A 24,758-nucleotide genomic window follows, 5' to 3' on the forward strand; every position below is an offset into this window, starting at 1 on the left:
CCCGGCGCCGGCGCCTGCCAGGCCCCGGCGCCGGCGCCTGCCAGGCGGGGTGGCGGGCGGTGGGCGCGCCGGGTCGTGGGGGTCGCCGCGCGGGGTGGCGTGTCCTGCCCGCTCCGTCGCCGGACGGGTTCACCGGCGACGGATRTTGGACAGCATCGGTGCATGTACTCCGTGAAGACCCTCCTGACGGCCGCGGCGACGCTCCTCACCCTCGCTGCCCCTGCCGCCGCACTCCCCACCGTTCCGGCCGTCGCGTCCGGCGCCTACCAACCCGTCGCGACGCGCCCGTGCGACGGCGCCCCGACCTGTTACGTCGACGTGACGGTGGCGCAGGTCTGGGTGAGCCCGGAGAAGGTACGGCCCGTGGACGCTCCCGCGACCGCCAATCCCGCGGACATCCACGGCTGGTTGACGGCCATGTCCCTGGACGAGCGTCGTGACGTGGCCGGCGAGACACAGGCGCTCCACCAGGCGCAGGTGACCGTCGATCAGACGGTGTGGCACGGTGGCCTCCTCTGGGACCACGTATGGGTGCACGGCCAGCCCACCCCCAGGGACGAGACGGGCCGGGGCGCCTACCCGGGTTGGATCCCCGACCGGCAGCTGACTTCCGATCACCGGCGGCCACCGGGCGGTACACACGAGGAACGCGTCGCTCGCCCCACGGCCCGGGGCTTCACCACGGCCCAGGCCGCCCTCTCGGCCGCCGGGGCGGGGCAGGCGGTCGAGTACTCGTACAACACCGCATTCCCGGTGAAAGCCGGCCCACTGCCCGGCCTCGTCACCGCCTACTCCCACAGCGGTGCCCGTGTGTTCTTCCGAGCCGGTGACCTGCAGAAAGTCCCGGCCTCCCCGAGCGGCGAGGACGTGGTCGACGCCGCACGCACCTTCCTGGGCCTGCCCTACCTCTGGTCCGGCAATTCCGGATTCGGCTACGACTGCTCCGGCCTGACCAGCCAGATCTACTCCGCCCTCGGCCTGACGATCCCCCGGGACGCCCAGCCGCAGTTCGACGCGGGTGGCGGCCGGCCGCCCGCCGGTTCGGCCGTCGGGGTGCGCATCACCGACACGAGGGACCTCAAGCCGGGGGACATCGTCGCCTTCCGCCCCGCCACCGGGACCGTTGTCACCCACGTCGGAATCTACTCGGGGACGAAGAACGGCGAACCGATGATGATCAATTCGCCCCGAACCGGTGACGTGGTCCAAGAGGAACCCATCGGCTCCACCGGCCGCGTGTACGTGGGCGCCACCCGCTTCCTCACCCGCTGACGCGGACGCAGCGCCGCCCGGCCCCACCGGCCCGACGTTCAGCGCCGTGCTCTCCGGCCGACGCTGCCGGCGGTGTCGGCAGGCGCGGCAGACCCGTGCGAGCCGGACGGCAGCGCCGCCGTCGACCGGTGAGGGAGCGGTGAGCGCTCCGAACGAGAGTGACGCCGTCGACGGGGCCCATCGGGCGTTGGTCCCTGACTCCCCTCCGCGTGCGTGCCCCCTCTCCCCGTGCTGGGCAGAGGGGGCACGGTGGTGGGGCCGGGGTCAGTGGGTCGGGTCGTCGGTGGGGGTCGCCCGTCGTGCCGTCGCACGGGCCAGGATCACCGCCGGGCCGTCGTCGTCCCCCTCGTCACCGGCCGGGCCGGACGGGGTGTCGGGGGTGTCCGGGGTCAGGGTGGTGGCGTTGACGGGCCCGCTGGCCGGGTCGTAGCCGAACGTGTTGCGCGGCTGTTCTACAGGCAGGTCCACTTGCTGGAGCCTCCGTACTGGAGATAGCCCTTGACCTGGGTGCCGTCCGTCGCGGTCGCGTACCCGCGGGCTTCCAGGCGGTACGGCTTCTGGCCGTACCCGGCGGGGTGATTACACCAGACCATGAAAACGGTGTCGTTGTGCTGGGCGGTGGTCTCCGGCCCGACGACGGAGCCGGTGAACCGCGCCCAGCCGCCGTTGTCCCAGGCGAACTGGCCGTTGGTGTGCTGGACGCGGAAGCTGCCGGAGCAGTCCTGGTTGGTGGTGCCCTGGAGGTCGCCGAGGTTCCAGTCCCGCAGGCCGCCGACGTACAGCGTGCACAGGAACGCGCCGGCGGCGTTCGCGGCGGGAGCGGCGGTCTTGCCGCTGGTCTTGGCGGCTTCTATCGCCCGCGCGGAATCGACGAGCTCCTTCGGGAGGTAGTTGGCGGGGTCCTTGGCCTTGGGGTCGGACAGGTCCAGCGTCGCCGACTGGTAGGTGTTACCGGCGCCGTCGTAGCCGTAGTGCATGACGGCGCCGGTGGTCGGCCGGGCCGCCCCGGCGGGCGCCGTCCTGGCGGACGCGTCGGCAGAGGGGGCGGGGGTTGCAGCGCTCGCTCCGGACGCCAGCGCCAGTACGAGCCCCAGAGACGAACCTGCGGTGGCCAAAGCGGACATACGCATGAACAGCTCCTCGTGCCGCGAGCTGCGGGAGCAGGGTGCGCCCGGTGTGGCGGCAGGGCAGGGACGTTAGGCGAACGCGTGGCCGATTCCCAGGACGGCCCGACGGGTGGCCGGATCGCGGGGGAGAGTGTCCGATTCCGGGAGGGAAATCACCCCTGCCCGTTCCGTCCCTTGAGATGGGCGGCGTCCATGGGTGCCCCGGATGACGGGGTTCCGTCTCGGGCAGCGCCCCTGTGGTGCTGACGCGGGGCCTCTCGTCGGCAGCCGATGCCGAACGGGATGAAGGTGACGTCGGCACTGGCGACCGTGCCCGGAGTGCCGGTACCCCGGATGGCGAGGCCCCGCGACGCTACGCCGACCCGCCCACCCTTGGCCTGACCCGAGCCCGAGCGACGGCCGAAACGCCAACGCCGATCCCGCCCCTGGCTGCGGCCGCCTGGGCGCGCACCCATGCGCTGCGGATCCGGCAGGGCGCACCCCGCAGAGCCTGCCGACCAGCTGCGCCGGCTCCAACACGGACACACCACCGGCAGCCCGGCGAACCGATACTCCGCATCAGCCGTGCGCCGGCCGCGGCACCGTGCGGCCCGGCGCCTGTGCCAGGCCGCCGGCCCGGGAGCACGCCCTTCCTTGCCGAAGTCGCGCCTCTTTCCCCGAGAGGCGGGCGAACTCCGTCCCGGAGTGACAACAAAGAAGAACAGGGGATGAGTCAGGATTGCCGGAATCAGTGAAAGTGCCTCAGAACAACGACCTCTCCACCTGAAGTGGCAGCTCAAGAAGCCTGCTCCCCGCACCCGCGGGGATGACCCCCGGGCCTTGAACGATCACYACCACGAGGACCCAGATGGAGGCCTGTCCTGCTCCGTAAGCCCGGAGAGACCGCTGGGCGTCTCGGCTGCGGGTCTGTGACTACCGCCAGGCCTGTCGTCGAGGCGGCCCGCAATGGTGACCAAGCGCGATGCCGTGGCTGGACTCGCCGACCGGGCCGCCGCCGTGGCGGCCGGTCTCCGCCTGAGGACAATGCGGTGGCACGGGGCGAAGATGCCCCGGAACGCAGCCCCAGGCGCCACTCGTGAGCGGGGGCGTTTTGACCAGTGCGGATGCCCAGGGCCCGCTATCGGAGGGGGTGCTGGACGGCGATGGCGTTGAGCTGGACGTCCATCTCGTCGGCCTGCCCACGCAGGATGCTCGCGACCATGCGCATCGTCTCCCCATGCAGACGCACCGGGGTCGTCCGCCCCTCTGCCGTCTGGGCAGCCTCGCCGCGCTCTGCCTGCAGGTCGAACGTCCGCGCCGTGTCGCGGAGCATCGCGGTGACGTCCTGCGCGGCCCTGTACAACTGCCCGTCAGCGCCCCGCCGCACCCGTGTCTCCGCGTCCGTGTGCCGTCGGCCCATCTGCCTCACCCCACTGAGATTGCGCCACCAGGCGGTGCGTCTCTGCCCAGTCACATCTTGTTCTCACAGGTGCTGTTGACGAAGGGATTCAAGGGGCGCGTCCAGGTCGGCGGTACGGCGGGGCCGACGGCACCGGGGCTGTCGGACCCCGGTGTTAGGGTCGCCGCCATGGCAAACCGTTCATACCTCTACTCTGCCGATTCGGTGCCGACCGACGACGAGATCCCCCAGGCGATCCGGTGCATATCCGAGCACAACTGGGCTATCCCGCTCGCCCACAAGCTCATGGCCGGGTACGGCACGACGATCGTCCCCTCCATGATCTGGAACCCGCGGATCGGTATCGCCGCGGACTACGACAGGGGTGCGGCCCTGCTCCGCGACCTCCTGAACGCGGTCGGGCGGGGGCTTGAGGACGACGACCAGTTCGCCCGGTGCGTGGACGAGACCGGGGCCCACCTCGACAAGCAGAGGGCGGGGCACTTCATCCTGGAGACCGGGGAAATGATCTCCATCACGGCCGACGACCCGGTGGCGGCGGTGCAGCGCCTGGTCTCCACCGACATCCCCGGCGCCGTCGCCCAGGCCGAGGCGGCGATCGCCGGCGAGAACGACGAATGGCTCGCCTCGGTCCGAGCCGACTGGCAGGAGCACCTCGGGTCCTTCTACAGCGACGCGCTCTACTACACCTTCTCCGAATAGAGGGTCTGGTCTTCCCGGAAGCCGGAGCCGATTCCGGACGGGGCCCTACTTCGACGGGCGGGTCCAGGCGCGGACGGCCAGCCGGCCGGTCGTGCCGAGATCGAGATGGGGTGTCACGGTCACCGGATCGGCGCCTTGCACGGCCCGCACCCTTACGTACGGGACGTTGACGGCATCCCCGGATTCAGTGGTGTTGCGCCACATGAGCCCGGACAGGGCGCTCTCACCCGGCTTCAGCACCAAAGGACGGGCCGGCTCGTCGAATCCGGTACCGGTGCTGATGCCACCGCTTCCCTCTACGATGTGGACCCCTTGGACGGCTACCTTTTTCTGGTCCAGCAGTTCCAGGAGAGGGTAGCCGTCGAGTGCGTAGTCGCGCTTGCCGCAGTTCTCCAGGTGCAGGCCGACCACGCGCAGCCCCATCGCGGCGTCGCCGTCGTCGGCGGTGATGCGGATGCCGGAGGGCGGGCACTCGCCCGATGCGGACGGTGCCTCGGCGGCGGGTACCGTCGTCACGCGGGAGACCTTGACGCGGGTCACCCGGGACGATCCGGGGGTGGAAGCCTTCAGCCGGACCGTGCCGCGCACGGTCGCGCCGGGGGCGACCGAGCGTACGGTCTCGCGGGTGTTGGCCATGACCTCGCCGGCCTCGGTCGTGAAGTCGAAGAGGATCGTGTAAGCCAGCGCCTCGGTGCCGTTGTTGGTGACCTCGTACGCGGCCGAGATTCCGGAGCCGTCGGCGGGGAGGGGATCGGCGTGGACGACGCCCAACCCGTCGGAGCCGGGGGTGGGCATGGCGGAGGGAAGGGTCACCGAGGTGATCAACACGCCGTCCACGCGCGGGGCCGTGACGCCGGTCCCGGATCCCGGGGCGCCGCATGCCGTGAGGAGCAGGAGCGCGGTGAGCACCGGAAGAAGGGCATTGGTCTTGGGCATCACGCCACCTCATCAGGGACGCGGATGCCGGGCCATGGCGGAGGCCACACTTCCGGTCACAGGCGTGTCACGGTAACCGGTCCGCTGGGGCGCCGCGTCGGACGGGACCGGCAGGACGTGCGTACGGCGTGTGGTCGCCTCCACCAGCCCGGTGCGGCCCGTCGGTTCACGCGGGTGTTCCCTCCTCGGGACGGCGCGAGGGGCAGCGCGCCGTAGCCCGCCCGCCTTGCGCCCGCACGCCCGACCGCCTCAGGCCGTCCTGGTGCTGAAGGTGTCCCGGGACGGCAGCCGCAGCGGCTTCGCGACCGCCGCACAGAAGTCGGCGAGGCCCGTCGCCAGGGCGGCCCGGGAGGCTTCCGGCATCGCGGCCATCGCCTCGGCCAGCACCTCCTGCCTGCGGGCCCGCAGTCGTTCGAGGTACGTCCGGCCTGCCGCCGTCAGCCCGAGCAGCACCTCGCGGCGGTCGTCGGCCCCGGGGTGCCGTTCGAGGAAGCCCACGGCCTGCAGCCGGTCGCACAGCCGGGTGACGGACGGCGGGGCCGCCTCCAGCAGCCTGCCGAGCTCGCGGAGGTTCAGCTGGTCGTTCGCCTCGACGAGGAACAGCACCCGGGCCTGCGCGGAGGAGACGGGCGCGGCGCTGGCCGTGTCCCGGCCCCGCTCCCAGACCACCTCCAGCAGCTCGATCAGCTCGCTCATCTCCGCCACCGCCGACACGGCGGGCCGCGGGGAGCCGATCGACCGCTGACTCATGTGACACTCCCTACCGGACGTACGCGCATCCCTTCCCCGGCGGACCGGCGGCTTCGTCGTCCCCCATCTTGGCAGTTGTGAGAGAGACAGGTACGGGGCCGGTGACTGAAGGCGTACGGGGCGAGGATGTCGGCGGTGTCGGGGGCGGCGGGAAAGTCGAGCGCGTGCTGCGCGCCGCCGCCCCGCACGCGCTGTTCGAGGAGGTGCGGGGGCTCCTGGCCCGCGACCACGGGGCGGCCGGCGCCGAACTGCTGATCGCGGACTACGCCGCGGCGCGGCTCCAGCCCGTCACGGCGCAGCCGTTCACCGCCGAGTCGGTGTCGGCGTACAACACCGCCGAGGGCAGGGCCTTCGGCGCCCAGGAGGCGCACGTGGTCCTGGGGGAGGGCGGGGTCACCGTGCACCTGCCGGTGACCGTGCGGGGTGAACGGCTCGGGGTCCTGAGCGTGCGCTACGCGGCCGGAGTGCCGGTGGGGAGCCACATCGGCCCGCTGCAGGACATCGCCGATGCGCTGGCCCACGAGATCCTCGTCGCCGACCGCGACACCGACTTCTTCCTGCAGGCGCGCCGGGCCAAGAGGCTGACCCTCGCCGCCGAGATGCAGTGGCAGCTGCTGCCGGGGCGCGCGTGCTCCCGGCCCGAGTACGACCTCGGGGCCCAACTGGAGCCCGCGTACGCCATCTTCGGCGACAGCTTCGACTGGTCGGCCTCCGCCGACCATCTGACGCTGACCGTCAACAACGGCATGGGCGAGGGCATCGACGCGGCGCTCCTGACCAGCCTCGCCGTCAGCGCGCTGCGCAACGCCCGGCGGGCCGGCCTCGGCCTCGCCGATCAGGCGGCACTGGCGGACCAGGCCCTCTACGGCCAGTACCAGGGGCGGCTGCACCTGGCGACGCTGCTGCTCCGCTTCGACCTGGACACCGGCGAGGTCGAGGTCATCGACGCCGGGTCGCCCCGGGTCTGGCGGCTGCGCGGGGGCACGGTGGAGCCGTTGGGGCTGGAGGCGCAGCTGCCGCTCGGCATGTTCGAGGACACCGTCTACACCTCCCAGCGCTTCCAGGTGCTGCCCGGGGACCGGCTGTTCTTCCTGAGCGACGGCGTCTACGACGTCCTCTCCCCCGTGGGCGAGCCGTACAGCCTGCACGCCTTGACCCGGGCCGTCATGAACACGCGGCTGCTGCCGCCCTCGCAGGTGCCGCGGGCCCTCCTGGAGGAGCTGCCGGGGTACCGGGGCGGCGTGGACGCCACCGACGACGCGTTGGTCGTCTGCCTGGACTGGCACGGCCGGCCCGGTACGGGGGCCGGCGGCGAGCGGTAGCGGGGACCGGGCGGACAGGGCCTGCCGCGCCGGACGGTGGCACAGTGGTGACATGCCCCGTCCCGGCCGCTCCGGCGCCCACGAGGACCCGGCCGCGGCCCTCGCGGCCGCGGCGGACCTCCTCGCGGTGCTCCAGGCCAGGGGCCAGGACGGTGTGGAACCGGCCGTATCGCCGTCGCAGCTGCGGGCGCTGCTCGCCGTGGAGGGCGCCGAGGGCGTCAACCTGCGGACCCTGGGCGATGTGCTCGGCTCCCGCCCGCCGTCGGTCTCCCGGCTCTGCGACCGGCTGGAGGCCATGGGGCTGCTGACCCGGTCACCCCATCCGTCCCGGCGCCGTGAGGTGGAGGTACGGCTCACACCTCAGGGGCGCGCACTGCTGGACGAGCGGCGTGCGATCCGGGTGCGCGAGCTGTCGGCGGTGCTCGGGCGGATGACCCCCGAGGCGGTGGACGCGCTGGTGGCGGGCCTGGAGGCGTTCCGGGAGGCGGCCGCGGGCGGGTACCCGGCCGCCGCCCCGCCCGCGGACGCGGACTGCTCCGCACCGTCGGCCCGGGCCTCCGTCCCCGACAGCGCCTGACGTCCGGGGGCCGCGGCGGCCGCCTCCGGTCCATGGGGTGGTTCCAGGCCCATCCACGGGATGACAGAATCATTGAGTTCATAAAATATTGCCCAACGGCAAATGATCACTCTAGGCTTGTCCGACGCAACCACGCGTCCGTCGGGCGTCCGCCGTCCGAGATGAGAAGGGACAGTCGCGACGCCATGGTGAGCATTCCCGGGCTCGGGACCCACCCACCGGCCGCCCGCACATCGCAGCCCCCGGTGGTTCAGCCCCGGCGGGAGTCCTCCGGGAGACCGGACGACTCGCTGGCACTGTGGAACGGCCTGCCCCCGTACGTCCTGCTCATCGAGGACGACGAGGGCGACGCCGTGCTCGTCGAGGAACTCGTGGAGGACAGCGGGGTCGAGGTCCGCCTCGGCCGGGCCCGCTCCCTCGCCGACGCCCTGTGCCTGCTGGAGGCCGAGGCCCCCGAGTGCGTCCTGCTGGACCTGCACCTGCCCGACGCCCAGGGCCTGGACGGACTGAAGAAGGTCCTCGCCGTGTCGGCCGAGGCGGCGGTCGTCGTCCTGACGGGCCTGTCGGAGGAGCGGGCGGGACTGACCGCCGTCGCCGCCGGCGCCCAGGACTACCTGGTCAAGGGTCGCGTCGAGGCCGACGTCTTCATGCGGGCCATCCGCTACGCGATCCRGCGCAAGCGCACCGAGCTGGCGGCCGCCGCCCTCCAGGCGGGCAAACTGCGCGCCGAGGAGAACGCGCGCCTCGAACGCGGCCTGCTCCCCACGCCGCTGCTGCTCGACGACGCGGCCGACGCCGTCACCGTCTGCGCCCGCTACCAGCCCGGACGCGCCCAGACGCTGCTCGGCGGGGATTTCTACGACGTCGTCCAGACCCCTGACGGGGCCACGCACGCCGTCGTCGGCGACGTGTCCGGCCATGGCCCCAGCGAAGCGGCGCTCGGCGTGTGCCTGCGCGTGGCCTGGCGATCGTTCGTCATGGCCGGCGCCCGCGGCGCCGAACTGCTCGGGCTCCTGGAGCGGATCCTGCTGGCGGAACGCTCCGGCCCCGAGATCTTCGCCACCCTCGTCTGCCTGACCCGTCCCGCCGGCACCCACGCCGTCTCCGTACAGCGCGCCGGCCACCCCGGATTCCTCGTCCGTTCGGCGGCCGGCGTGGAGCTGCGCACCGTGCCGGGAGGGCCCGCCCTGGGCCTACTGCCGGGCTGGGGCCCCGGCTGGCCCGTCACCGAGGTGGCCGTGGAGGCGGGCGGCGCCGTGATGCTCTTCACGGACGGCTTGATCGAGGGGCGCATCGGCCCCGGCTCCGACCGACTCGACGAGACGGGCCTGCTGGAGATCGCCCGCAAGCACGCAGACCTGCCCGCGGAACCGTTCGTCGACACCCTCATCCAGACGGCGCAGGGCCTCGCCGCGGACTGGGGTGGCCTGGCCGACGACGTCGCCGTTCTCCACCTCGAATGGAACTCCTCCACGTGACCTCTCCCGCACAGCCCCCCGAAACCCCCGGCGGACGGGCCCCGGAGCGCCACGGGCCGAGCCTCCAGGTCTGGCTGACCAGCGTGCTGGTCGTGCTGGCCCTCATGGTCGTCGGCACGGGCGCGCTCGGCGCGGCCCTCCTGTCCCACACCACGACGGCCGGCAACCGGCTCGTCGACGGGATCATGCCCGCCCAGAGCGACGCCCTGCGGCTGGAGACGGCCCTGCTGGACCAGGAGACCGGGGTCCGCGGCTACCTGCTGACCGACCAGCCCGCGCTGCTGGAGCCGTACGAGCGCGGTCTGGCCAACGAGACCGCGGCCGCCCAGCGCCTGGCGGCGGTCTCCGACGGGGACCACGACGGCGTACGTGCCGACCTGGCCGCCGTGCAGGAAGCCGCCCGGACCTGGCGCGAGCAGTTCGCGACCCCCGCCATCGCCTCCGTGGAGAACGGCTCCACCCCGCCGTCCCTCCAGTCCGGCAAGGACCGCTTCGACGAGGTCCGCCGCCGGCTCGCCACCCAGCAGGCGCATCTGGACCGCATCCAGGCCGACGCCCGCACCACCTTCGGCGAAGCACGCTCGCAGCGCGACCACATCCTGCTGGCGATCGTCGTGGCCTTCCTGCTGGCCAGCTCCGCCCTCGCCGTCCTGCTCCACGTGGGCGTGCTGCGGCCGCTGGCCCTGGTGCGCACGGCCTCCCAGCGCGTCGCGTACGGGGCCTTCGAGGAGGAGATCCCTCTGCGCGGCCCCTCCGATCTGCGGGCCCTGGCCCGTGCGGTGGAGGCCATGCGGCACCGGACCGTGGCCGAACTGAAGGCCTCGCGGCGCAATGCCGAGCGGCTCGACCGCATCGCCGCCGAACTGGACGCGCAGGCGGTGGAGCTGCGCCGCTCCAATGCGGAGCTGGAGCAATTCGCGTACGTGGCCTCCCACGACCTGCAGGAGCCGCTGCGCAAGGTGGCCTCCTTCTGCCAGCTGCTGGAGAAGCGGTACGGGGACCAGCTCGACGAGCGCGGCGCCCAGTACATCGGGTTCGCCGTCGACGGTGCCAAGCGGATGCAGGTCCTCATCAACGACCTGCTGACCTTCTCCCGGGTGGGCCGGGTCCAGGACGCGCGCGAGACGCTCGCGATGGACGGCCCCCTGGACCGCGCGCTGCGCAACCTGGCCGCCGCCGTGGAGGACAGCGGCGCGGAGATCACCCGGCCCGAGCGGCTCCCGGACGTGGTGGGGGACCCGACGCTCCTGACGATGCTGTGGCAGAACCTGGTGGGCAACGCCGTCAAGTTCCGCTCGCCCGACCGCGCTCCGCGCGTCGAGGTCGCCGTGGCCGTGGCCGACGGCCCCGACGCGGAGCCGGGCTTCCATACCTTCACCGTCACCGACAACGGCATCGGAGTACCGGCCGAGTTCGCCGAGAAGGTCTTCGTCATCTTCCAGCGGCTGCACGGCAGGGAGACCTACGGCGGCACCGGTATCGGCCTCTCGCTCTGCAAGAAGATCGTCGAGCACGCGGGTGGGCGCATCCGGATCGACACCGAGCACCGGGAAGGCACCCGGATCGTCTTCACCCTGCCCGCCGTCGCCGCTGCCCCCACCGCCACCGCTGCCTCCGCCACCGCTGCCTCCGCCACCGCTGCCTCCGCCACCGCTGCCTCCGCCACCGCCGCCTCCGACACGGCCGCCCCCGACACCGCCGCCCCCGGCGCGGCCGAGACTGCGGCGGCCGGCGCCGACGTCGGCGCCGCTGCCGAGCCGCCCGCCCCCGTACCCACCGAAGGAACCCCATGAGCACTCCCGCAGACCGGCCCCAGGCCACCCCCGCCGAAGTCCTGCTGGTCGAGGACGACGCGGGCGACGAGTTGATGACCCGAGAGGCCTTCGAGGACAACAAGATCGGGAACGTGCTGCACGTCGTGCGGGACGGTCTGGAGGCCCTGGACTTCCTGTACCGCCGCGGTGACCACGTCGACGCCCCGCGCCCCGACCTGATCCTGCTCGACCTGAACCTGCCCAAGTACGACGGACGGCAGGTCCTGGAACGGATCAAGACGGATCCGGAGCTGAAACACATCCCCGTGGTCGTGCTCACCACCTCGGCGGCCGAAGAGGACATCCTGCGCAGCTACAAGCTGCATGCCAACGCCTACGTGACGAAGCCGGTGGACCTCGACCAGTTCATCCGGGCGATCCAGCAGATCGACGACTTCTTCGTCACCGTGGTCAAGCTCCCCCGCGCATGGTGAGGCGGCCGGTGGCCGGGCCGGTGACAGGACGCGATGGTTCGGGAATGCGAACGGAAAAGTGGGGAACACGGACGTGAGCAGCATGGACGCGCACAACGGCGAGGCACGCAGCCGCGTCGAGACCCGCTCCGACGGGGACGTACGCATCGTCGTGATGGCGGGTGAGTTCGACATGGACAGCGTGGCCGCTCTGCGGACCGCGATGGATCCCACAGCGCCCGGTGTGGCCAGGTTCGTCCTGGACGTCGCCGAGGTGACGTTCGTGGACTCGACCGCGCTCAGCGTCATGCTGCAGCCCGCGCTGGACCGGCCGGTGGTCCTGGCGGGGACCGTGCCGGGCCGTCTGGCCCGGCTGCTGGAGCTCACCGGTGCAGATCTGGCCTTCGCCACCGCGCCCAGCGTGGGCGAGGGCACGGTCATGATCGTCCCGTCCCGGGAGGGCTGAAGGGCGTTCGTTCCCACGAGGAGGTGAACGGTGCTGTACCACGCAGCCACGAGCGACATCAGGACGAGCCCGGGCGCACCGCGCACCGCCATGCAGGCGCGCGACCGCGTACGGGCCCTCCTGGAGTCCTCCGCGACCGTGCGGGTCGGCACCGCCGGCGGGGAGGCACTCCTCACCGACGCACTGCTGGTGACCTCGGAGCTGGTCACGAACGCCATCCGGCACGGCGGCGGGCTGCTCGGCTTCGACGCCTCCCTGTGCGCCGGCGGGACCGGCCTGCGGATCGCCGTCACCGACGCCCTCAGCACCGTTCCCCCGTCCCCGCCGGCCCCGCCGGCCCCTCCGGCCGATGCGGCGACGGGCCGGGGCGGTTACGGGTGGCCGTTGATCCACCGCCTCACGCGGAGCATGCGGATCACCCCCGCAGCGCACGGCGGCAAACGCATCGAGGTCGTCGTCCCGCTGGAAGGCGCGGCCGACTCCCAGGGAGATCCCCGACCGGTGTGACACCCCGACCGCTGTGACACCCCGACCGCTGTGACACCCCTACCCGTTTGAAATCCGGGATTTCGGCCATACGGGCGTCGAACAGGCTTCGGCGTCCGCCGCGGTCTGCGCCCCGACACCGGTCGGTGCGCAGACCGCGGTGTGCCGGAGCGAGAGGGGGAACTCGTATGACCACACCCGAGGAGGACGCGCCCGCGTCCGTACGCGGCAGCGGACCCGCGGGGCGTGCGGGCCTGGGGCGCGACGCCTTGCTCGCGCTCGGGCTGCTCGGCACCGCCGTCGCAGGCGTGGCCGCCTTCCTGAAGGCCGCCCCGGCGGACGGGGTGAGGCTCCCGGTGACGCCGATCGCCGCCCTGGCCGTGCTGCTGCTGGGGGCGCTCCTGGCGAAGTGGAGCTTCGCGCCCGTCCGGCGCCGGCCCGGCGGCCCGCGGCGGCCCGCCGGGTACGCGGAGGCGCCCGTGGACCTTCCCGAGGTCGGGGGTGACGCGCTCGACCACGCCGCGGTCGACGCCGACGGCTTCGAGCACGCGGTGGCCGCCCTGTGCGCACGGGACGGCTGCACCCCGGTGGAGGTGGTGGGCGGAGCGGGCGACCTGGGCGCCGACGTCCTCGCGACGACGGCGGACGGGCGACGCGTCGTGCTCCAGTGCAAGCACTACGCCGAGGACAACCGGGTCGGCTCGCAGGACCTCCAGCGCTTCGGCGGAACCTGCTTCGCGGTCCACGAGGCCGACGTCGCCGTCATCGTGACGACCAGCTCCTTCACCGCGCCCGCCGCCGAGTACGCCGACACCTGCGGGATAGTCCGCGTCGACGGCGAGGCACTGGCCGCCTGGACCGCACAGGAGGCGCCTCCACCGTGGGAGTCCGGCGCCGGCGCGCCCGCACCCGTCCCGTCCACCCCTGCCCGAGGAGCCACGTCATGACCACCACCGCCGACACCGTCACCACCGCGGCCGACGTCGCCGACCGGGCCGAGGAGCGCATCCACCGCATCCGCCGCCGCCTCGAACGCCTCATCGGCATCGCGGCGACCGAGGGGAACTCCGTACGTCCGTTGCGCAACGGCGACGAGATCTTCGCCGCGATGCTCGACGCCATCTCCCGCGCCCGGCACACCATCGACATGATGACCTTCGTCTACTGGAAGGGCGACATCGCCCGCCGGTTCGCCGAGGCCCTGGCCGAGCGGGCCCGCAACGGCGTGCGCGTAAGGCTGTTGCTGGACGGCTTCGGCAGCCGCCTGATCGAACAGGACCTGCTGGACCGGATGAGCACGGCCGGGGTGGACGTCGCCTGGTTCCGCAGACCCGTCTTCCTCTCCCCGCTCAAGCAGAACCACCGCTGCCACCGCAAGGTCCTCGTCGTCGACGAACGGACCGCCTTCACGGGCGGCGTCGGCATAGCCGAGGAATGGTGCGGCGACGCCCGCAACCCCCACGAGTGGCGGGACACGCACGCCGAGGTCCGCGGGCCGGCGGTCGACGGGATCGCCGCGGCGTTCGCCCAGAACTGGGCGGAGTGCCATCCCGAGCTCTTCGACGACCGCGACCGTTTCGTGAGCCACGAGCCGGCCGGCCCGGCGGTCGTCCAGGTGGTCCGCGGCTCGGCCGCCTTCGGGTGGCAGGACATGCAGACGCTGATGCGGGTCGTCCTGGAATCGGCGGAGGAGCGAGTGCGCCTGGCGACCGCGTACTTCGCCCCCGACGACTACTTCGTCGAGCTGCTGTCCGCCACCGCCCGCCGCGGCGTGACCGTCGAGATCCTGCTGCCCGGCCCGCACACCGACAAACGGGTGTGCCAACTGGCGGGGCAGCACCACTACGAGGCGCTCACCGCCGCCGGGGTGCGCATCCACCAATACCAGCCGACGATGATGCACGCCAAGATCATGACGATGGACGGGGTCGTCTCCCTCATCGGCTCGTCGAACTTCAACCGCCGCTCCCTCGACCACGACGAGGAGGTCATGCTGGCCGTCATGGACCCGGCCGTCACCCGCACCCTGGACGAGCACTACGACGAGGACCTCCGGGCCAGCACGCGCATCGCTCCGGGACGCTGGCGCCGCCGCTCCGTGCTCCAGCGCGCCCGGGAGCTCTCGGTCCGTCCGCTGCGCCGTTTCCTGTGAGGCGGCGCCCCCTCCGAGGCGCGCGAGTCCGTCGCGGCTCACCCCGCGGTGATCCACAAGACGTTGCAAGCAACGTCCTACCAGCGCGACGGCGTCACCGTGGTGTCGTGTGCGGAGCCGGTCACCGCGGACGAGACCGCACCGCGATGTCACCCGAGATCAGTCTCAGATCGATGCCATTTCCTCGGCGGAACGATGAGTCTGCGGCTGAGCCACCGAGCACGAGGACTACATGCGAGCCCGGATCGCGCACCGATGAGTTCCCGCGCGCCGGTCTGTGCGCGTGAGACCGACTCACGGAAGGCTGGCGCCATGCGGAAACTGATCTACGGCATGAACCTGACCCTGGACGGCTACATCGCCGCGCCCGGCGACGACATCGGCTGGAGCGTGCCGAGCGACGAGCTGTTCCAGTTTTGGTCCGACCAGTTGCAGGCGACCGACCTGTCGCTGTACGGGGGCAAGCTGTGGCAGACGATGAGCTCCTACTGGCCGACCGGCGACCAGCAGCCCAACGCCACCTCCGCGCAGATCGAGTTCGCGCGCCGCTGGCGGGACATGTCGAAGGTGGTGTTCTCCTCGACGATCGACGAGGTCGACTGGAACACCCGCCTGGTCACCGGCGACGCGGTCGCCGAGATCACCCGGCTCAAGGCCGAGGACGGCGGCCCGATGGACATCGGCGGCGCGACGCTCGCCGGGGCGGCCATGCGGGCCGGGCTGGTCGACGAGTACGTGCTGGCCACCGCGCCGGTGCTGGTGGGCGGCGGCACGCCGTTCTTCACCACGCTGGACAGCTGGGTGAACCTGAACCTGCTGGRGACGCGGACGCTTCCCTGCGGCGTGATCCTGACCAGGTACGAGACGAGGCGCTGAGCGCCCGTCACGCGATTCGACGGCCTGCCGGGGTCCACGCGAACGCGCGCGCCACCACTGAGGTGAATGGGGTGGCCGCCCGGGCTGCTGCGAAGGAGGGTGCCGACAGCCTCGGGGTCCGCGACGCGCCACCGGTCCAGCCAGTGCCTGATGAAGCCCGGCCGCCAGGGTCGACTTCCCCAAGCCGAACGCCCCGTCGGTCCAGATGATCACTGCTCCTCCGGGGCTCGGCCGTCGCCTGCCGTGTGTTCACGGGCGCCGGAAGGAGGGCGTCACGCCCCGGCCACTGGAACACCAGGCGGCACAAGGGTTTGGCCGGCACATCTCCCGGCGGCAGCAGGTGATCGGGAGTCCCAGCCGGGTGCACGGACAGGGCGGGGTCCTCTCCCGCGCGCACGTTGCCTGCGGGGTGTCCCCGTGGTGGGTCCGTACGTGGACGAGGTAGGGGTGTGACCGAGATACGCGCCAAAGGGGCAACGGGATGATCTGGCATCCACCCCCATGGCGTCAGGGAGATCTGCCGCAGTAAATCCGGCATTTACTGCGGCACCACCCTGACGGTCCGCCAATGAACGAAAGTCCGATAAGCCGCTCTTGAAGTGGAACAACTGCTACCGCTATCCGCCGCACCGCCGCACCGCCGCACCGCCGCACCGCCGCCCGTCGCGCCGATCGCAGACCTGAGCGTTACGCAGCGCTAGGTCGGCGGGGCCGACCGGCTGGAGCTGGTCACCGACATGGCCGCCGACGGGCTCACCCCGCCGCGCGAGACCTTCGCGGCGATCCGCGCGGCGGTCGACGTCCCGCTGCGCGTGATGATCCGCCGGACGGACGGGTTCGCCGCCGGCCCCGTCGACCTGCTGGTGGAGCAGGCACGGGTGCTGCGGGCTGAGGGGGGCGCAGGAGTTCGTCCTCGGGTTCCTGACCCCGGACGGCAGCCCCGACCTGGCCGCGGTGGAGGCCGTCCTGGCGGAGCTGGAGGGCTGCCGCTGGACCTTCCACCGGGCGCTGGACCGGGCGGCGGACCGCGGCCAGGCGCGCAAGGCCCTCGCCGACCTGCCGGGGCTCGACGCCTACCTGACGGCAGGTTCGGCCGACGGGGTCGACGAGGGCCTTCCCGTGCTGCTCTCCGAGGCGGCGCGGCGGGGCGAGCCGGGGTACGTGGCGCGGATCATGGTCGGTGGCGGCCTCACCCTGGCGCACCTGCCGCGGCTGCGGACCGCGGGCATCGACGCCTTCCACATCGGCGGGGCGGCCCGGCCGCAGGGGTGGGACGCCCCGGTCTCGGCGTCGGCGGTCGCGGAGTGGCGCAAGGCCCTTTCGCAGCCGCCGACCGCCGGCCGCTTCAGTGACGGGTGATCAGCACTACTGGCACTTGGGGCTGCTGAGCGCCTTGTCCACGCCCGCGTTGTAGCCGCGCTCGTAGTTCGGGTCCGGCTGCACGAGCCCCTGCTGGTTGGCGGACTGCTGCTTGCAGGTTTTCAGTGTTTCGGACAGACCCCTCTGGAAGCCCGCGTTGTACTGGTCCTGGGCGTTCTTCTGTTCGGCCTGCTTGACGGTGCCGCAGGTGACCTTGTCGTCCTGGTTCGAGGCCGTCACCTTGCCGGCCGGGATGAACCCGCTGGTGGAGGCGTTCCCGTCGTCGTCGGCATTGGTGGCGAAGATGAACTGGTGGGTCGCACTACCACCGCGGACGGTGACGGTCGTCCCCGGCTGGGCTCCTGTGACCGAGACGTTGTACTTGCCCGTGGTGTTGGGGGTCTGCTTCACGCTGCACGTCAGGGAAGGCACCGCTGCCGCCTGCGCGGAAGCCGCCAGCAACGGTGCCGACCCGAGTGCCAGCGAGGACACGAGCACGGGCGCCAGCACGGCCAGTCGAATGCGGGGTTTCATCGTTCGTCCTTCCTCGGATGGATCACGCAAGAACCGGGCCCGGGGAGGTGTGAACACGTCCATCGTCCTGCCGTCCACCGGCCGTGTCCACCGGAGCTACGGAAGGGCAGGTCCGAGGGCCGCCGGCAACGCGGCGGCGTGCAGGACGTGCAGACCCGAGACGGCACGGGTGAGGCACACGTAGAGGCGGCGCAGGCCGGTGCGTTCGTCGGGTTCGCCGGAGACGATCGCGGCGGGCTCGTCCAGCACCACGTAGTCGTACTCCAGGCCCTTCGCCAGCGAGGCCGGCACCAGCGTCAGCCGGGCCTGCGCCGTCGTCTCCTCGCCCGGCGCCAGATACGGCAGTTCCGCCGCGCGCAGGGCCTCGGCCAGCTCCGGGATCCGGGTGTCGGCCGCGATCAGGCCGATCGAGCCCTCGTGGCCCAGCACAGCGCGGCAGGCGTCCAGGACCGACGCCATCAGGTCCGGCGTCGGCGTGACGACCAGCGAGCCCGGCGTCTCACGGACCGAGGAGACCGGGGCCGGCCCCGRCGAGATCGACGGCAGCAGCCGCGAGGCGTACGCGATCACCTCGCGCGGTACGCGGAAGCCGGCCGTCAGCTCCTCCAGCCCCGCCTCCGGCTTGCCCAGGTGCGCCAGCGCCTCGTCCCCGCTGCGCGTGGCCCACGGGGTCGTGCCCTGCGCGAGGTCGCCCAGCACGGTCGCGGAGCCGGTCGTGCAGCGCCGGCCCACCGCCCGGTACTGCATCGGCGACAGGTCCTGCGCCTCGTCGAGGACGACGTGGCCGAGCGAGTGCGTGCGCTCCACCAGGTCGGCCGCCTCGTCGATCAGCACCAGGTCCGCCGACGACCACTTCGCCGACTTCACGCTCCGGTACGGCTTGGGCCACAGCAGGAGCCGCTGCTCCTCCAGCGTGCCCTCCGGCAGCTCCACCGCCCGCCGGACGAAGTCCACCACCATCTCCGGGACGTCCTCCAGCGCCGGGAAACACCCCATACGCCGGTACGACTTCAGTATCAGCAGCAGCGCCAGCAGATGCTCATCACAGTCCGTGGCATCGGCCGCCCACTCCAACTCATCGCGGCTCGGGGAGAAGAACAGATGCAGCTCACGCGGTGATCAGCCGCTTGAACCGCGGGTACGCGGTCCGCTCAATCGATGTCACGACCCACCCCAGGCCCCAGACGACGCTCAACATCACCACCAACGACACTGAGCCGAATGAGTGACGGGCGCTCAGGGCTTCAAGATCATCCCGTTGTCCCTTTGGCGCGCATCTCGGTCACACCCCAGGTAGGCGATCGACCGGTCGCCGAGCACGGCAGGGGCGTCGGAGCCCCGCGCGATCAGGGTGACGCCGGATCCTTCGGGCACCCCCTTGATCGGGATGGTCCTGTTCGCTGAACCAGCCGCCCTCCACCTCGCTGCCGCCTTCGTCCGGTCGGCGAGACGTTCCGAAGGAAGGACGCTACCCGGCCTTCTCGAAGGTGCCCAGCCCGTTGGTGTCCAGGTATTCCACGCGCATCCGGCTGTCGGTGAAGGTCACCCCGGTGCGTCCGACCGCGTTCTCGCCGGCGGTCTCGAAGCTGAAGGTGTTCCCGTCGTAGTGGGTGAGCGGGTAGTTCTGCGGCTTCGGTCCCAGGTGCAGGACCAGTCCGCCGCCCGGGCCGGCCGTGACGGCTGCCCGCCCGTAGAACGGGTTGGTGTACGTACCGGTGTACGCGCTGTCCGGGCGGGCCGGCTTCGGGTTGGCGGGCGGCTTGGCGTAGTCCGTGTCCGAGCCGCCCTCGTTGAGCTGCTCTTCGTAGGACTTGGCCACCACGGGCAGCCAGTCCCGGGTGGGCTTGCCGTGCTCGGCGGTGTCGAAGAAGTTGAGGGCGATGGTGTCGGGGAGGCCCGAGGGGGCGCCGTTGGTCAGCACCACGATGGCGAGCTTCTCGGCGGGGAGCAGGGTGACGTTGGTGTTGGTGCCGAGTGCGAAGGCGCCGGAGTGGCTCAGGCGCAGCCGGCCGTGGTCGTCGTAGCGCACGTTCCAGCCAAGGCCGTAGTAGCCGGGCTGGGCGTTCGGTTCGGCGGCGGGTTGGCTGATGCTGTGCGGGACGTGGGTCTCGGCCAGGCCGGCGCTGTTGATGACCTGCTTGCCGTCGATCTTTCCGCCGTCCATCTGGAGGCGCAGCCAGCGGGCCATGTCCCGGGCGTTCGAGCTGACGCCGCCGGCAGCGGTCTGCGCGTCGGCATCGCGGACGTAGAGGGGCTTCCAGGTGCCGTCGGCGGTCTTGACGTGGGTGAGGGCGCGGTCGGCCGCCTTCTCGTAGTCGCTGAAGCGGGAGCTGGTGTGCGTCATCCCGGCGGGCTTGTACAGCAGGTCGTCGGAGAGCTTGTCCCAGGGCACACCCTTGGCCTTGGCGACGGCCTCGGCGGCCGCGGTGAAGCCGAAGTTGGTGTACGCGTAGCTGGTGCGGAACGGGCTGAGCGGCTCGTAGCGCAGGTGGGACAGGATGTACGACTGGTCGTAGCCCAGATCCTCGAGGAGGTCTCCGGAGTGGTCGGGCAGGCCCGAGCGGTGCGAGAGCAGGTCGGCTGCCGTCACGTGCGAGCTGACCCAGGGGTCCTTGAGGGTGATTCCCTTGAGCGGGTCGTCGAAGCCGTCGGCGCCGAGGGCCTGCGCCAGGACGGTCGTGGCCACCGGTTTGGAGACCGAGGCGAGCTGGAAGACGGTGTCCGGGCCGACCTTCCCGCCAGGGGCTTCGGTGCTGCGGACACCGAAGCCCTTGAGGTAGACGACCTTGTCGTCGTGGACCACTGCCACCGAGACACCGGGCACCCCGGTGCGCCGTATGCCGTCCTGCACCTGCGTGTCCAGCGTGTCCAGGGCCCTGGACACGTCGAAGCCGCCGGGGCTTGGCGACGGTGCGGCGGCACCGGTCCCGGCCGCGAGGGCGAGGCCGGCGGCCACTGCCAGCGCCCTGTGCTTGCTGTTGCGTCGCATACGTCCATTGAACGCTGGCCCCGCATGGGGCGCCTGGGCAGAGCCCGGGTACGAAATGCAGGCGGGGCGGCGCTGGGCCCATGCCGGGCAGGCCTGAGGATCGCCTCGGCAGCGATCTCGGCGTTCAGAGAGCCTGAACGGACCGGGTCAGGGCACTGCCCACGGCAGCGGTGGTGCTCTCCCCGGCCACCGCGGTGTGCTGGGCCCGCCCTGCGGCGAGGGCCGCATAGGTCATCGCCTGGGCGCCACGCACCTTGCGGTTCGTCACCCAGGTCGCGAGCCGCCCCGGGCCAGTCCCGCGCAGGCCGGCCGGGGTCTGGCAGGCGGTCCTACCGAAGCCGCTGCCGCATGACCATCACGGCTTCGTGACGGCCTCTGGATCTTCGAGGCCAGTCCCGTGTCCCTTCAGCCTGTACCGGTCAACCCTGACGATCGTCGGGGTACCGGGCTGCCCTTCGGCCAGGGCACCCGGCCTGCGGTGTTCCTACCGTCGGCGGCATGGAATCGATCAAGCGGTACAGGTGGGGCCGGAGACTGCCGGTGGCGGTCGCGTCGGCCGGAGCGGGGGCGGCGGGCGTGGTTTGGCTGGCACCCGACGGCACACTGGGCACGAACGGACCGGTGCACGTCACGGCGGGCCTCTCGGCGAGGACCTACCGGGCGCTGACCGGGAGCGTGGCGGACGGGCCGGCCTGGGCCGAGACCGCCCTGCAAGCGGCGAGTGAGGGCACTTTGCTGCTCCTGGGCCTGCTCATGGCCTGGGTCGGTTGGAGCGCCCTGCGCCGCCGTGACGCCCCGGGCCTGGCCGGGGTAGCAGTGGCCGCCGCCGGGACCGTCGTCGCCTACGGGCTCAGTGAGGCGGTCAAACTCCTCGTCGCGGAGGAACGTCCGTGCCGGGTCCTGCCAGGGGTCTCGGCCCTCGCATCGTGTCCCGAGCCGGGCGACTGGTCGTTCACCAGCAACCACGCCACTCTGGCAGTGGCGTTGGCGGTCGGTGTGATCTTGGTACGTCCTCGGCTCGCCGGCCTGGTGCTGCCGGTGGCCGGGGCGGCCGCCCTGTTGCGGGTGCTGGTCGGGGTGCACTATCCGCACGACGTCTTGGCGGGCACGGCGCTCGGTGCAACGGCCGTGGTGACCGTGCGGCTCCTCGTACTGCCGATTGTCGTACGGGCGGTGTCAGCTTTCCTCGTACGTCAGCCGGTCGGACGGCACCGGGACCACGCCGGCCTCGTGCGCGACCACGGCCGCCGCAGCCCGGTTGTCGACCCCCAGGCGCGCGAGGATCGAGCTGACGTGGGCCTTCACCGTCCCCTCCGCCAGGCGCAGGCGGCGCGCGATCTGCCCGTTGGAGAACCCGCTGCCAAGGAAGCCGAGCACGTCCCGCTCCCGGGCCGTCAGCGCCTCGACGCGGGCGCGGGCCGCGGAGCGGCGGCCGGCCTGGGCGCCCGCACCGCCGGCGGCGAGATGAGCGACGACCCGTGCCGCGACCTTCGGTGACAGGTAGGCGGCGCCGTCGGCGACCGCCCGGATACCGGCGATCAGCTCCTCCGGCTCGCCGGACTTGATCAGGAAGCAAGCGGCACCTTCGCTCAGTGCCCGCAGGATGTACTCGTCCTCCCCGAAGGTCGTCAGCATCACGATCCCCGTTTCGGGGACGGTCCTTCGTATTTCGCCGACGGCTTCCAAACCGCCGGTTCCCGGCATCCGGATGTCGAGGACGGCCACCTGCGGGCGGTGGCGCTGGACGAGCTCCACCGCCTGGTGGCCATCGGCTGCCTCGGCGACGACGGTGATGCCGGGGTCGCTGGCAAGGACCGCGCGGACGCCTGCGCGGATCATGGGCTCGTCGTCGGCGATCAGGATCCGGATCATCGGACGGCCTTCCCGGTGTAGTCGTCGGTGGAGACCAGGCGGCCGGCCCGGAAGCAGAGACGGTAGATGTCCCCCGAGCGGTCATCGAAGGGGTCGCTGGTCTGTACGTAGAACTCGCAGGCCGCACCCTGCGGTGCGGGCGTGGGTGCTGCAGGGCGGCGCGTCGTCTGGCGCTCGGGCAGGTACGGCGCCACGTCCGCGCGTGGCTGGCCGATGTGCAGCAGGGCGTAGTCCTGGGGAGCGAGTACCGACTGCCGTGCCGTCACGGTGTCCCACGCCCGTACCCCGCCGATGAGCAACGCGGTGGTGCACAGCGGCACCAGGACGGCCGCGGCGGCGGTACGGCCCAGCCGACGACGGGCACTGTGGTGCTCGGGAGGCAGTACGGCACCTGGACCATCGGGCGCGGCGCGGCGCGGCGGGGGCACGGCCCCGGGACGGTGCGGGAGCGTGGCCCGGACGGCGAACCCGCCGCGCTCGGAGCCCGATGTGAAGGTGCCACCGGCCAGTCGGACGCGTTCATCCAGGCCGATGAGCCCGAAGCGGTGGCCCTCGCCGGATGCGGAAGCCCAGGACCCCTGTTCGGGGCGGGCGGCGTGGTCATGGTGGGCCGCGGACACGGTGGACACCGGCTCGTCCGTCACACTGACCTCGGTCCGTCCTTCCATGTGCCGCAGGACGACGGTCGCCCGGTGCCCGGGCGCGTGCTTGGCAACGTTCGTCAGCCCCTCCTGGACGACGCGCTGCACGGCCCGCTCGACGACCAGCAGGGCGTCACCTGCAGCTGCTTCGCCTTCCACACGCAGCCGGACGTCAAGCCCCGCCGCGGCCGCCCGGTCCACCAGGCGTTCGAGTTCGGTGAGCCCAGCGCCGGGTTCGTTGACCCCGGTTCCGATTTCGGGCCCCGGAGCCAGATCCGACGGCTCGCGCAGGACACCGATCACCTCGCCGAGCCGGTCCACGGCGGCTCCCGCCCTGGCGCGGATGTCCCGGGCGGTGGCCCTGTGCTCCTCGGAAAGGCCGGGGGCCAGCTTCAGTGCCCCCGCGGACAGGGCGATGAGGCTGAGGTCGTGGCCGAGGAGGTCATGCATGTCCTGCGCGATCCGGGTCCGCTCGCGCAACCGGGCCTGCTCGGCGACCAGATGCTGTTCCCGCTCCAGCCGCGCGGCCCGCTCCCACCCGGCCCGCACCAGTTCGCGGGACTGGCGCAGGAACCGGCCCGCGAACCACGGCAGCATCGCCGCCACGAGCAACAACCCCACGAACCGGCTCGCCCAGCCCAGCCACGCCGGCACCAGGAGCACAGCCACAACAGCGGCCGCGAGCACTGCGGCCAAGGCCGCCCCCGCGCTCCGGTTCCGCCCCGGCTGCCAGCCCGCGAGGAAGGCGCAGACCGCCGCCGGTATGCCCCACCACAGGGTGGCGACACCTGTGCCGACGGCCGCCACCGCCCCGATGAAGAGGCCTGCGGACAGTACCGGTGCCGGCACCCGGGCCTTGGTGATCAGTGTTCTCACGAACGCGACCCTACGGAACTCCGCGCCCCCGCGGCACCAACGAAAGTCCACTACCGCAGGCCCGGGATCCCATGCCTCTTGCCGAGCAGGCCGGATCAAGGACTGCTCGACGGCCATGATGGGGAGTCGGTCGCACGTGCGGGTGCGGCGTGCGGTCAAGCCTCGGCGAGCGTCGCCCGGCCAGGGTCGCCCAGCTCGGCGCACTGCCGGAGAACCAGCGGCCCGGCCCGGTCGGCGGCCGATTGTCGATCTTGTCAGTGGCTGGTGAGTTCGCCGGTGAGTCTGCCGTGGAGGTCGGCGCTGGAGCGGTTCAGGCCTGTGATCCTTACCGTCTTGCCGCGCTGCTCGTACGTGGTCTCGACAGCGTCGAGGGCGGCGACGGAGGAGGCGTCCCAGATATGGGCGGCGGACAGGTCGATGACGACCTCCTCCGGGTCGTCGGCGTAGTCGAACTGTCCGACGAGGTCGGTGGAGGAAGCGAAGAACAGCTCGCCGGTCACCGTGTACAGGACGCTGCTGGTTGCGTCCGGGGCGGTGAGCCGGGACACCTCTGCGAGGCGGGCGGCGCGCACCAACCCCGCCTCCAGCTGGCCCGCGCCCAGGACTTCGCCGAGACACTCCGCACGCGCCTGTCGGCCCGGCCCCACCGCCCCAGACCCCGCAGTGACCCGTCGGCCGCCCGCTGCCCGGCCGCGCCCCTGCTGCTGACAGTCGCGA

Annotated in this window: 22 protein-coding genes and 3 pseudogenes; 14 read left to right on the forward strand and 11 right to left on the reverse strand. The window is 72.2% G+C overall.

What is annotated here, in order from left to right; translation table 11 throughout:
* Nucleotides 1-162: 162 nt before the first annotated feature.
* On the forward strand, nucleotides 163-1,272 hold the full coding sequence (locus AB4039_RS23750) for a C40 family peptidase (protein WP_442271764.1): 1,110 nt from the start codon (nucleotides 163-165) through the stop codon (nucleotides 1,270-1,272).
* Nucleotides 1,273-1,536: 264 nt separating this feature from the next.
* Here AB4039_RS23750 and AB4039_RS23755 read toward each other — a convergent pair whose 3' ends face one another.
* From AB4039_RS23755 to AB4039_RS23765, 3 genes are all read right to left on the reverse strand, one after another.
* On the reverse strand, nucleotides 1,537-1,740 hold the full coding sequence (locus AB4039_RS23755) for a hypothetical protein (RefSeq protein ID WP_442271765.1): 204 nt from the start codon (nucleotides 1,738-1,740) through the stop codon (nucleotides 1,537-1,539).
* Nucleotides 1,725-2,402 (reverse strand): hypothetical protein, encoded by a 678-nt coding sequence (locus tag AB4039_RS23760; RefSeq protein WP_266845544.1) that lies wholly within the window; start codon nucleotides 2,400-2,402, stop codon nucleotides 1,725-1,727. Before AB4039_RS23760 ends, AB4039_RS23755 begins: the two co-directional genes overlap by 16 nt.
* A gap of 1,114 nt (nucleotides 2,403-3,516) precedes the next feature.
* On the reverse strand, nucleotides 3,517-3,798 hold the full coding sequence (locus tag AB4039_RS23765; RefSeq protein ID WP_442271766.1) for a hypothetical protein: 282 nt from the start codon (nucleotides 3,796-3,798) through the stop codon (nucleotides 3,517-3,519).
* Nucleotides 3,799-3,966: 168 nt separating this feature from the next.
* Here AB4039_RS23765 and AB4039_RS23770 point away from each other — a divergent pair, with 168 nt between their 5' ends.
* Nucleotides 3,967-4,500 (forward strand): DUF7822 domain-containing protein, encoded by a 534-nt coding sequence (locus AB4039_RS23770; protein ID WP_442271767.1) that lies wholly within the window; start codon nucleotides 3,967-3,969, stop codon nucleotides 4,498-4,500.
* A gap of 45 nt (nucleotides 4,501-4,545) precedes the next feature.
* Here AB4039_RS23770 and AB4039_RS23775 read toward each other — a convergent pair whose 3' ends face one another.
* Both AB4039_RS23775 and AB4039_RS23780 read right to left on the reverse strand, forming a co-directional pair.
* On the reverse strand, nucleotides 4,546-5,436 hold the full coding sequence (locus tag AB4039_RS23775; RefSeq protein ID WP_266845548.1) for a DUF4232 domain-containing protein: 891 nt from the start codon (nucleotides 5,434-5,436) through the stop codon (nucleotides 4,546-4,548).
* 249 nt (nucleotides 5,437-5,685) lie between these two features.
* Nucleotides 5,686-6,186 (reverse strand): MarR family transcriptional regulator, encoded by a 501-nt coding sequence (locus AB4039_RS23780; protein ID WP_266845550.1) that lies wholly within the window; start codon nucleotides 6,184-6,186, stop codon nucleotides 5,686-5,688.
* A 101-nt stretch (nucleotides 6,187-6,287) separates the two neighbouring features.
* Here AB4039_RS23780 and AB4039_RS23785 point away from each other — a divergent pair, with 101 nt between their 5' ends.
* The 11 genes and pseudogenes from AB4039_RS23785 (at nucleotide 6,288) to AB4039_RS23835 (ending at nucleotide 17,129) form a co-directional block, all read left to right on the forward strand.
* Nucleotides 6,288-7,508 carry a PP2C family protein-serine/threonine phosphatase gene (locus AB4039_RS23785; protein WP_442271768.1) on the forward strand — a complete coding sequence of 407 codons (1,221 nt, stop codon included), beginning with the start codon at nucleotides 6,288-6,290 and terminating at the stop codon, nucleotides 7,506-7,508.
* Between the two features lie 52 nt (nucleotides 7,509-7,560).
* The gene (locus AB4039_RS23790; RefSeq protein WP_266845553.1) at nucleotides 7,561-8,085 is read left to right on the forward strand and encodes a MarR family transcriptional regulator; all 525 of its coding nucleotides are present in this window, start codon (nucleotides 7,561-7,563) and stop codon (nucleotides 8,083-8,085) included.
* Between the two features lie 185 nt (nucleotides 8,086-8,270).
* A complete protein-coding gene (locus tag AB4039_RS23795; RefSeq protein ID WP_442271769.1) occupies nucleotides 8,271-9,563 on the forward strand; it encodes a PP2C family protein-serine/threonine phosphatase in 1,293 nt (430 codons plus the stop codon).
* A gap of 104 nt (nucleotides 9,564-9,667) precedes the next feature.
* Entirely contained in the window at nucleotides 9,668-11,356 is a 1,689-nt protein-coding gene (locus AB4039_RS23800) for a sensor histidine kinase (RefSeq protein WP_442271791.1), read from the forward strand.
* Nucleotides 11,353-11,811, forward strand: coding sequence for a response regulator (locus AB4039_RS23805; RefSeq protein ID WP_266845555.1), 459 nt, complete (start codon nucleotides 11,353-11,355; stop codon nucleotides 11,809-11,811). Before AB4039_RS23800 ends, AB4039_RS23805 begins: the two co-directional genes overlap by 4 nt.
* A gap of 82 nt (nucleotides 11,812-11,893) precedes the next feature.
* On the forward strand, nucleotides 11,894-12,256 hold the full coding sequence (locus tag AB4039_RS23810) for an STAS domain-containing protein (RefSeq protein WP_442271792.1): 363 nt from the start codon (nucleotides 11,894-11,896) through the stop codon (nucleotides 12,254-12,256).
* A 30-nt stretch (nucleotides 12,257-12,286) separates the two neighbouring features.
* Nucleotides 12,287-12,763 carry an ATP-binding protein gene (locus AB4039_RS23815; protein WP_442271770.1) on the forward strand — a complete coding sequence of 159 codons (477 nt, stop codon included), beginning with the start codon at nucleotides 12,287-12,289 and terminating at the stop codon, nucleotides 12,761-12,763.
* 167 nt (nucleotides 12,764-12,930) lie between these two features.
* The gene (locus AB4039_RS23820; RefSeq protein WP_266845559.1) at nucleotides 12,931-13,689 is read left to right on the forward strand and encodes a restriction endonuclease; all 759 of its coding nucleotides are present in this window, start codon (nucleotides 12,931-12,933) and stop codon (nucleotides 13,687-13,689) included.
* A complete protein-coding gene (locus AB4039_RS23825) occupies nucleotides 13,686-14,894 on the forward strand; it encodes a phospholipase D-like domain-containing protein (RefSeq protein ID WP_266845560.1) in 1,209 nt (402 codons plus the stop codon). The genes AB4039_RS23820 and AB4039_RS23825 overlap by 4 nt, the downstream gene beginning before the upstream one ends.
* Nucleotides 14,895-15,206: 312 nt before the next feature.
* On the forward strand, nucleotides 15,207-15,770 hold the full coding sequence (locus AB4039_RS23830; RefSeq protein WP_442271771.1) for a dihydrofolate reductase family protein: 564 nt from the start codon (nucleotides 15,207-15,209) through the stop codon (nucleotides 15,768-15,770).
* Nucleotides 15,771-16,489: 719 nt separating this feature from the next.
* Nucleotides 16,490-17,129 (forward strand): annotated as a pseudogene (locus AB4039_RS23835) (copper homeostasis protein CutC).
* Between the two features lie 6 nt (nucleotides 17,130-17,135).
* On the opposite strand, the gene AB4039_RS23840 reads toward AB4039_RS23835, so the two are convergent.
* The 3 genes from AB4039_RS23840 to AB4039_RS23850 all read right to left on the reverse strand — a co-directional run bounded on the left by AB4039_RS23840 (nucleotide 17,136) and on the right by AB4039_RS23850 (nucleotide 20,652).
* Nucleotides 17,136-17,663 (reverse strand): hypothetical protein, encoded by a 528-nt coding sequence (locus AB4039_RS23840; protein WP_442271772.1) that lies wholly within the window; start codon nucleotides 17,661-17,663, stop codon nucleotides 17,136-17,138.
* Nucleotides 17,664-17,759: 96 nt separating this feature from the next.
* On the reverse strand, nucleotides 17,760-18,770 hold the full coding sequence (locus AB4039_RS23845; protein ID WP_442271793.1) for a hypothetical protein: 1,011 nt from the start codon (nucleotides 18,768-18,770) through the stop codon (nucleotides 17,760-17,762).
* A 361-nt stretch (nucleotides 18,771-19,131) separates the two neighbouring features.
* The gene (locus tag AB4039_RS23850) at nucleotides 19,132-20,652 is read right to left on the reverse strand and encodes a serine hydrolase (protein WP_442271773.1); all 1,521 of its coding nucleotides are present in this window, start codon (nucleotides 20,650-20,652) and stop codon (nucleotides 19,132-19,134) included.
* A 753-nt stretch (nucleotides 20,653-21,405) separates the two neighbouring features.
* Between AB4039_RS23850 and AB4039_RS23855 the strand changes: the two are divergent.
* Nucleotides 21,406-21,735: pseudogene (locus AB4039_RS23855) on the forward strand (phosphatase PAP2 family protein); the annotation flags it as partial.
* A gap of 93 nt (nucleotides 21,736-21,828) precedes the next feature.
* Here the strand turns inward: AB4039_RS23855 and AB4039_RS23860 are convergent.
* The 3 genes and pseudogenes from AB4039_RS23860 to AB4039_RS23870 form a co-directional block, all read right to left on the reverse strand.
* Nucleotides 21,829-22,524, reverse strand: coding sequence for a response regulator transcription factor (locus AB4039_RS23860; RefSeq protein ID WP_266845567.1), 696 nt, complete (start codon nucleotides 22,522-22,524; stop codon nucleotides 21,829-21,831).
* A complete protein-coding gene (locus tag AB4039_RS23865) occupies nucleotides 22,521-24,041 on the reverse strand; it encodes a sensor histidine kinase (protein ID WP_442271774.1) in 1,521 nt (506 codons plus the stop codon). The genes AB4039_RS23860 and AB4039_RS23865 overlap by 4 nt, the downstream gene beginning before the upstream one ends.
* A 254-nt stretch (nucleotides 24,042-24,295) precedes the next feature.
* Nucleotides 24,296-24,610 (reverse strand): annotated as a pseudogene (locus AB4039_RS23870) (STAS domain-containing protein); the annotation flags it as partial.
* Between the last annotated feature and the right edge of the window lie 148 nt (nucleotides 24,611-24,758).

It is taken from the genome of Streptomyces sp. M-16 (genome assembly GCF_052114405.1).
GTDB lineage: Bacteria > Actinomycetota > Actinomycetes > Streptomycetales > Streptomycetaceae > Streptomyces.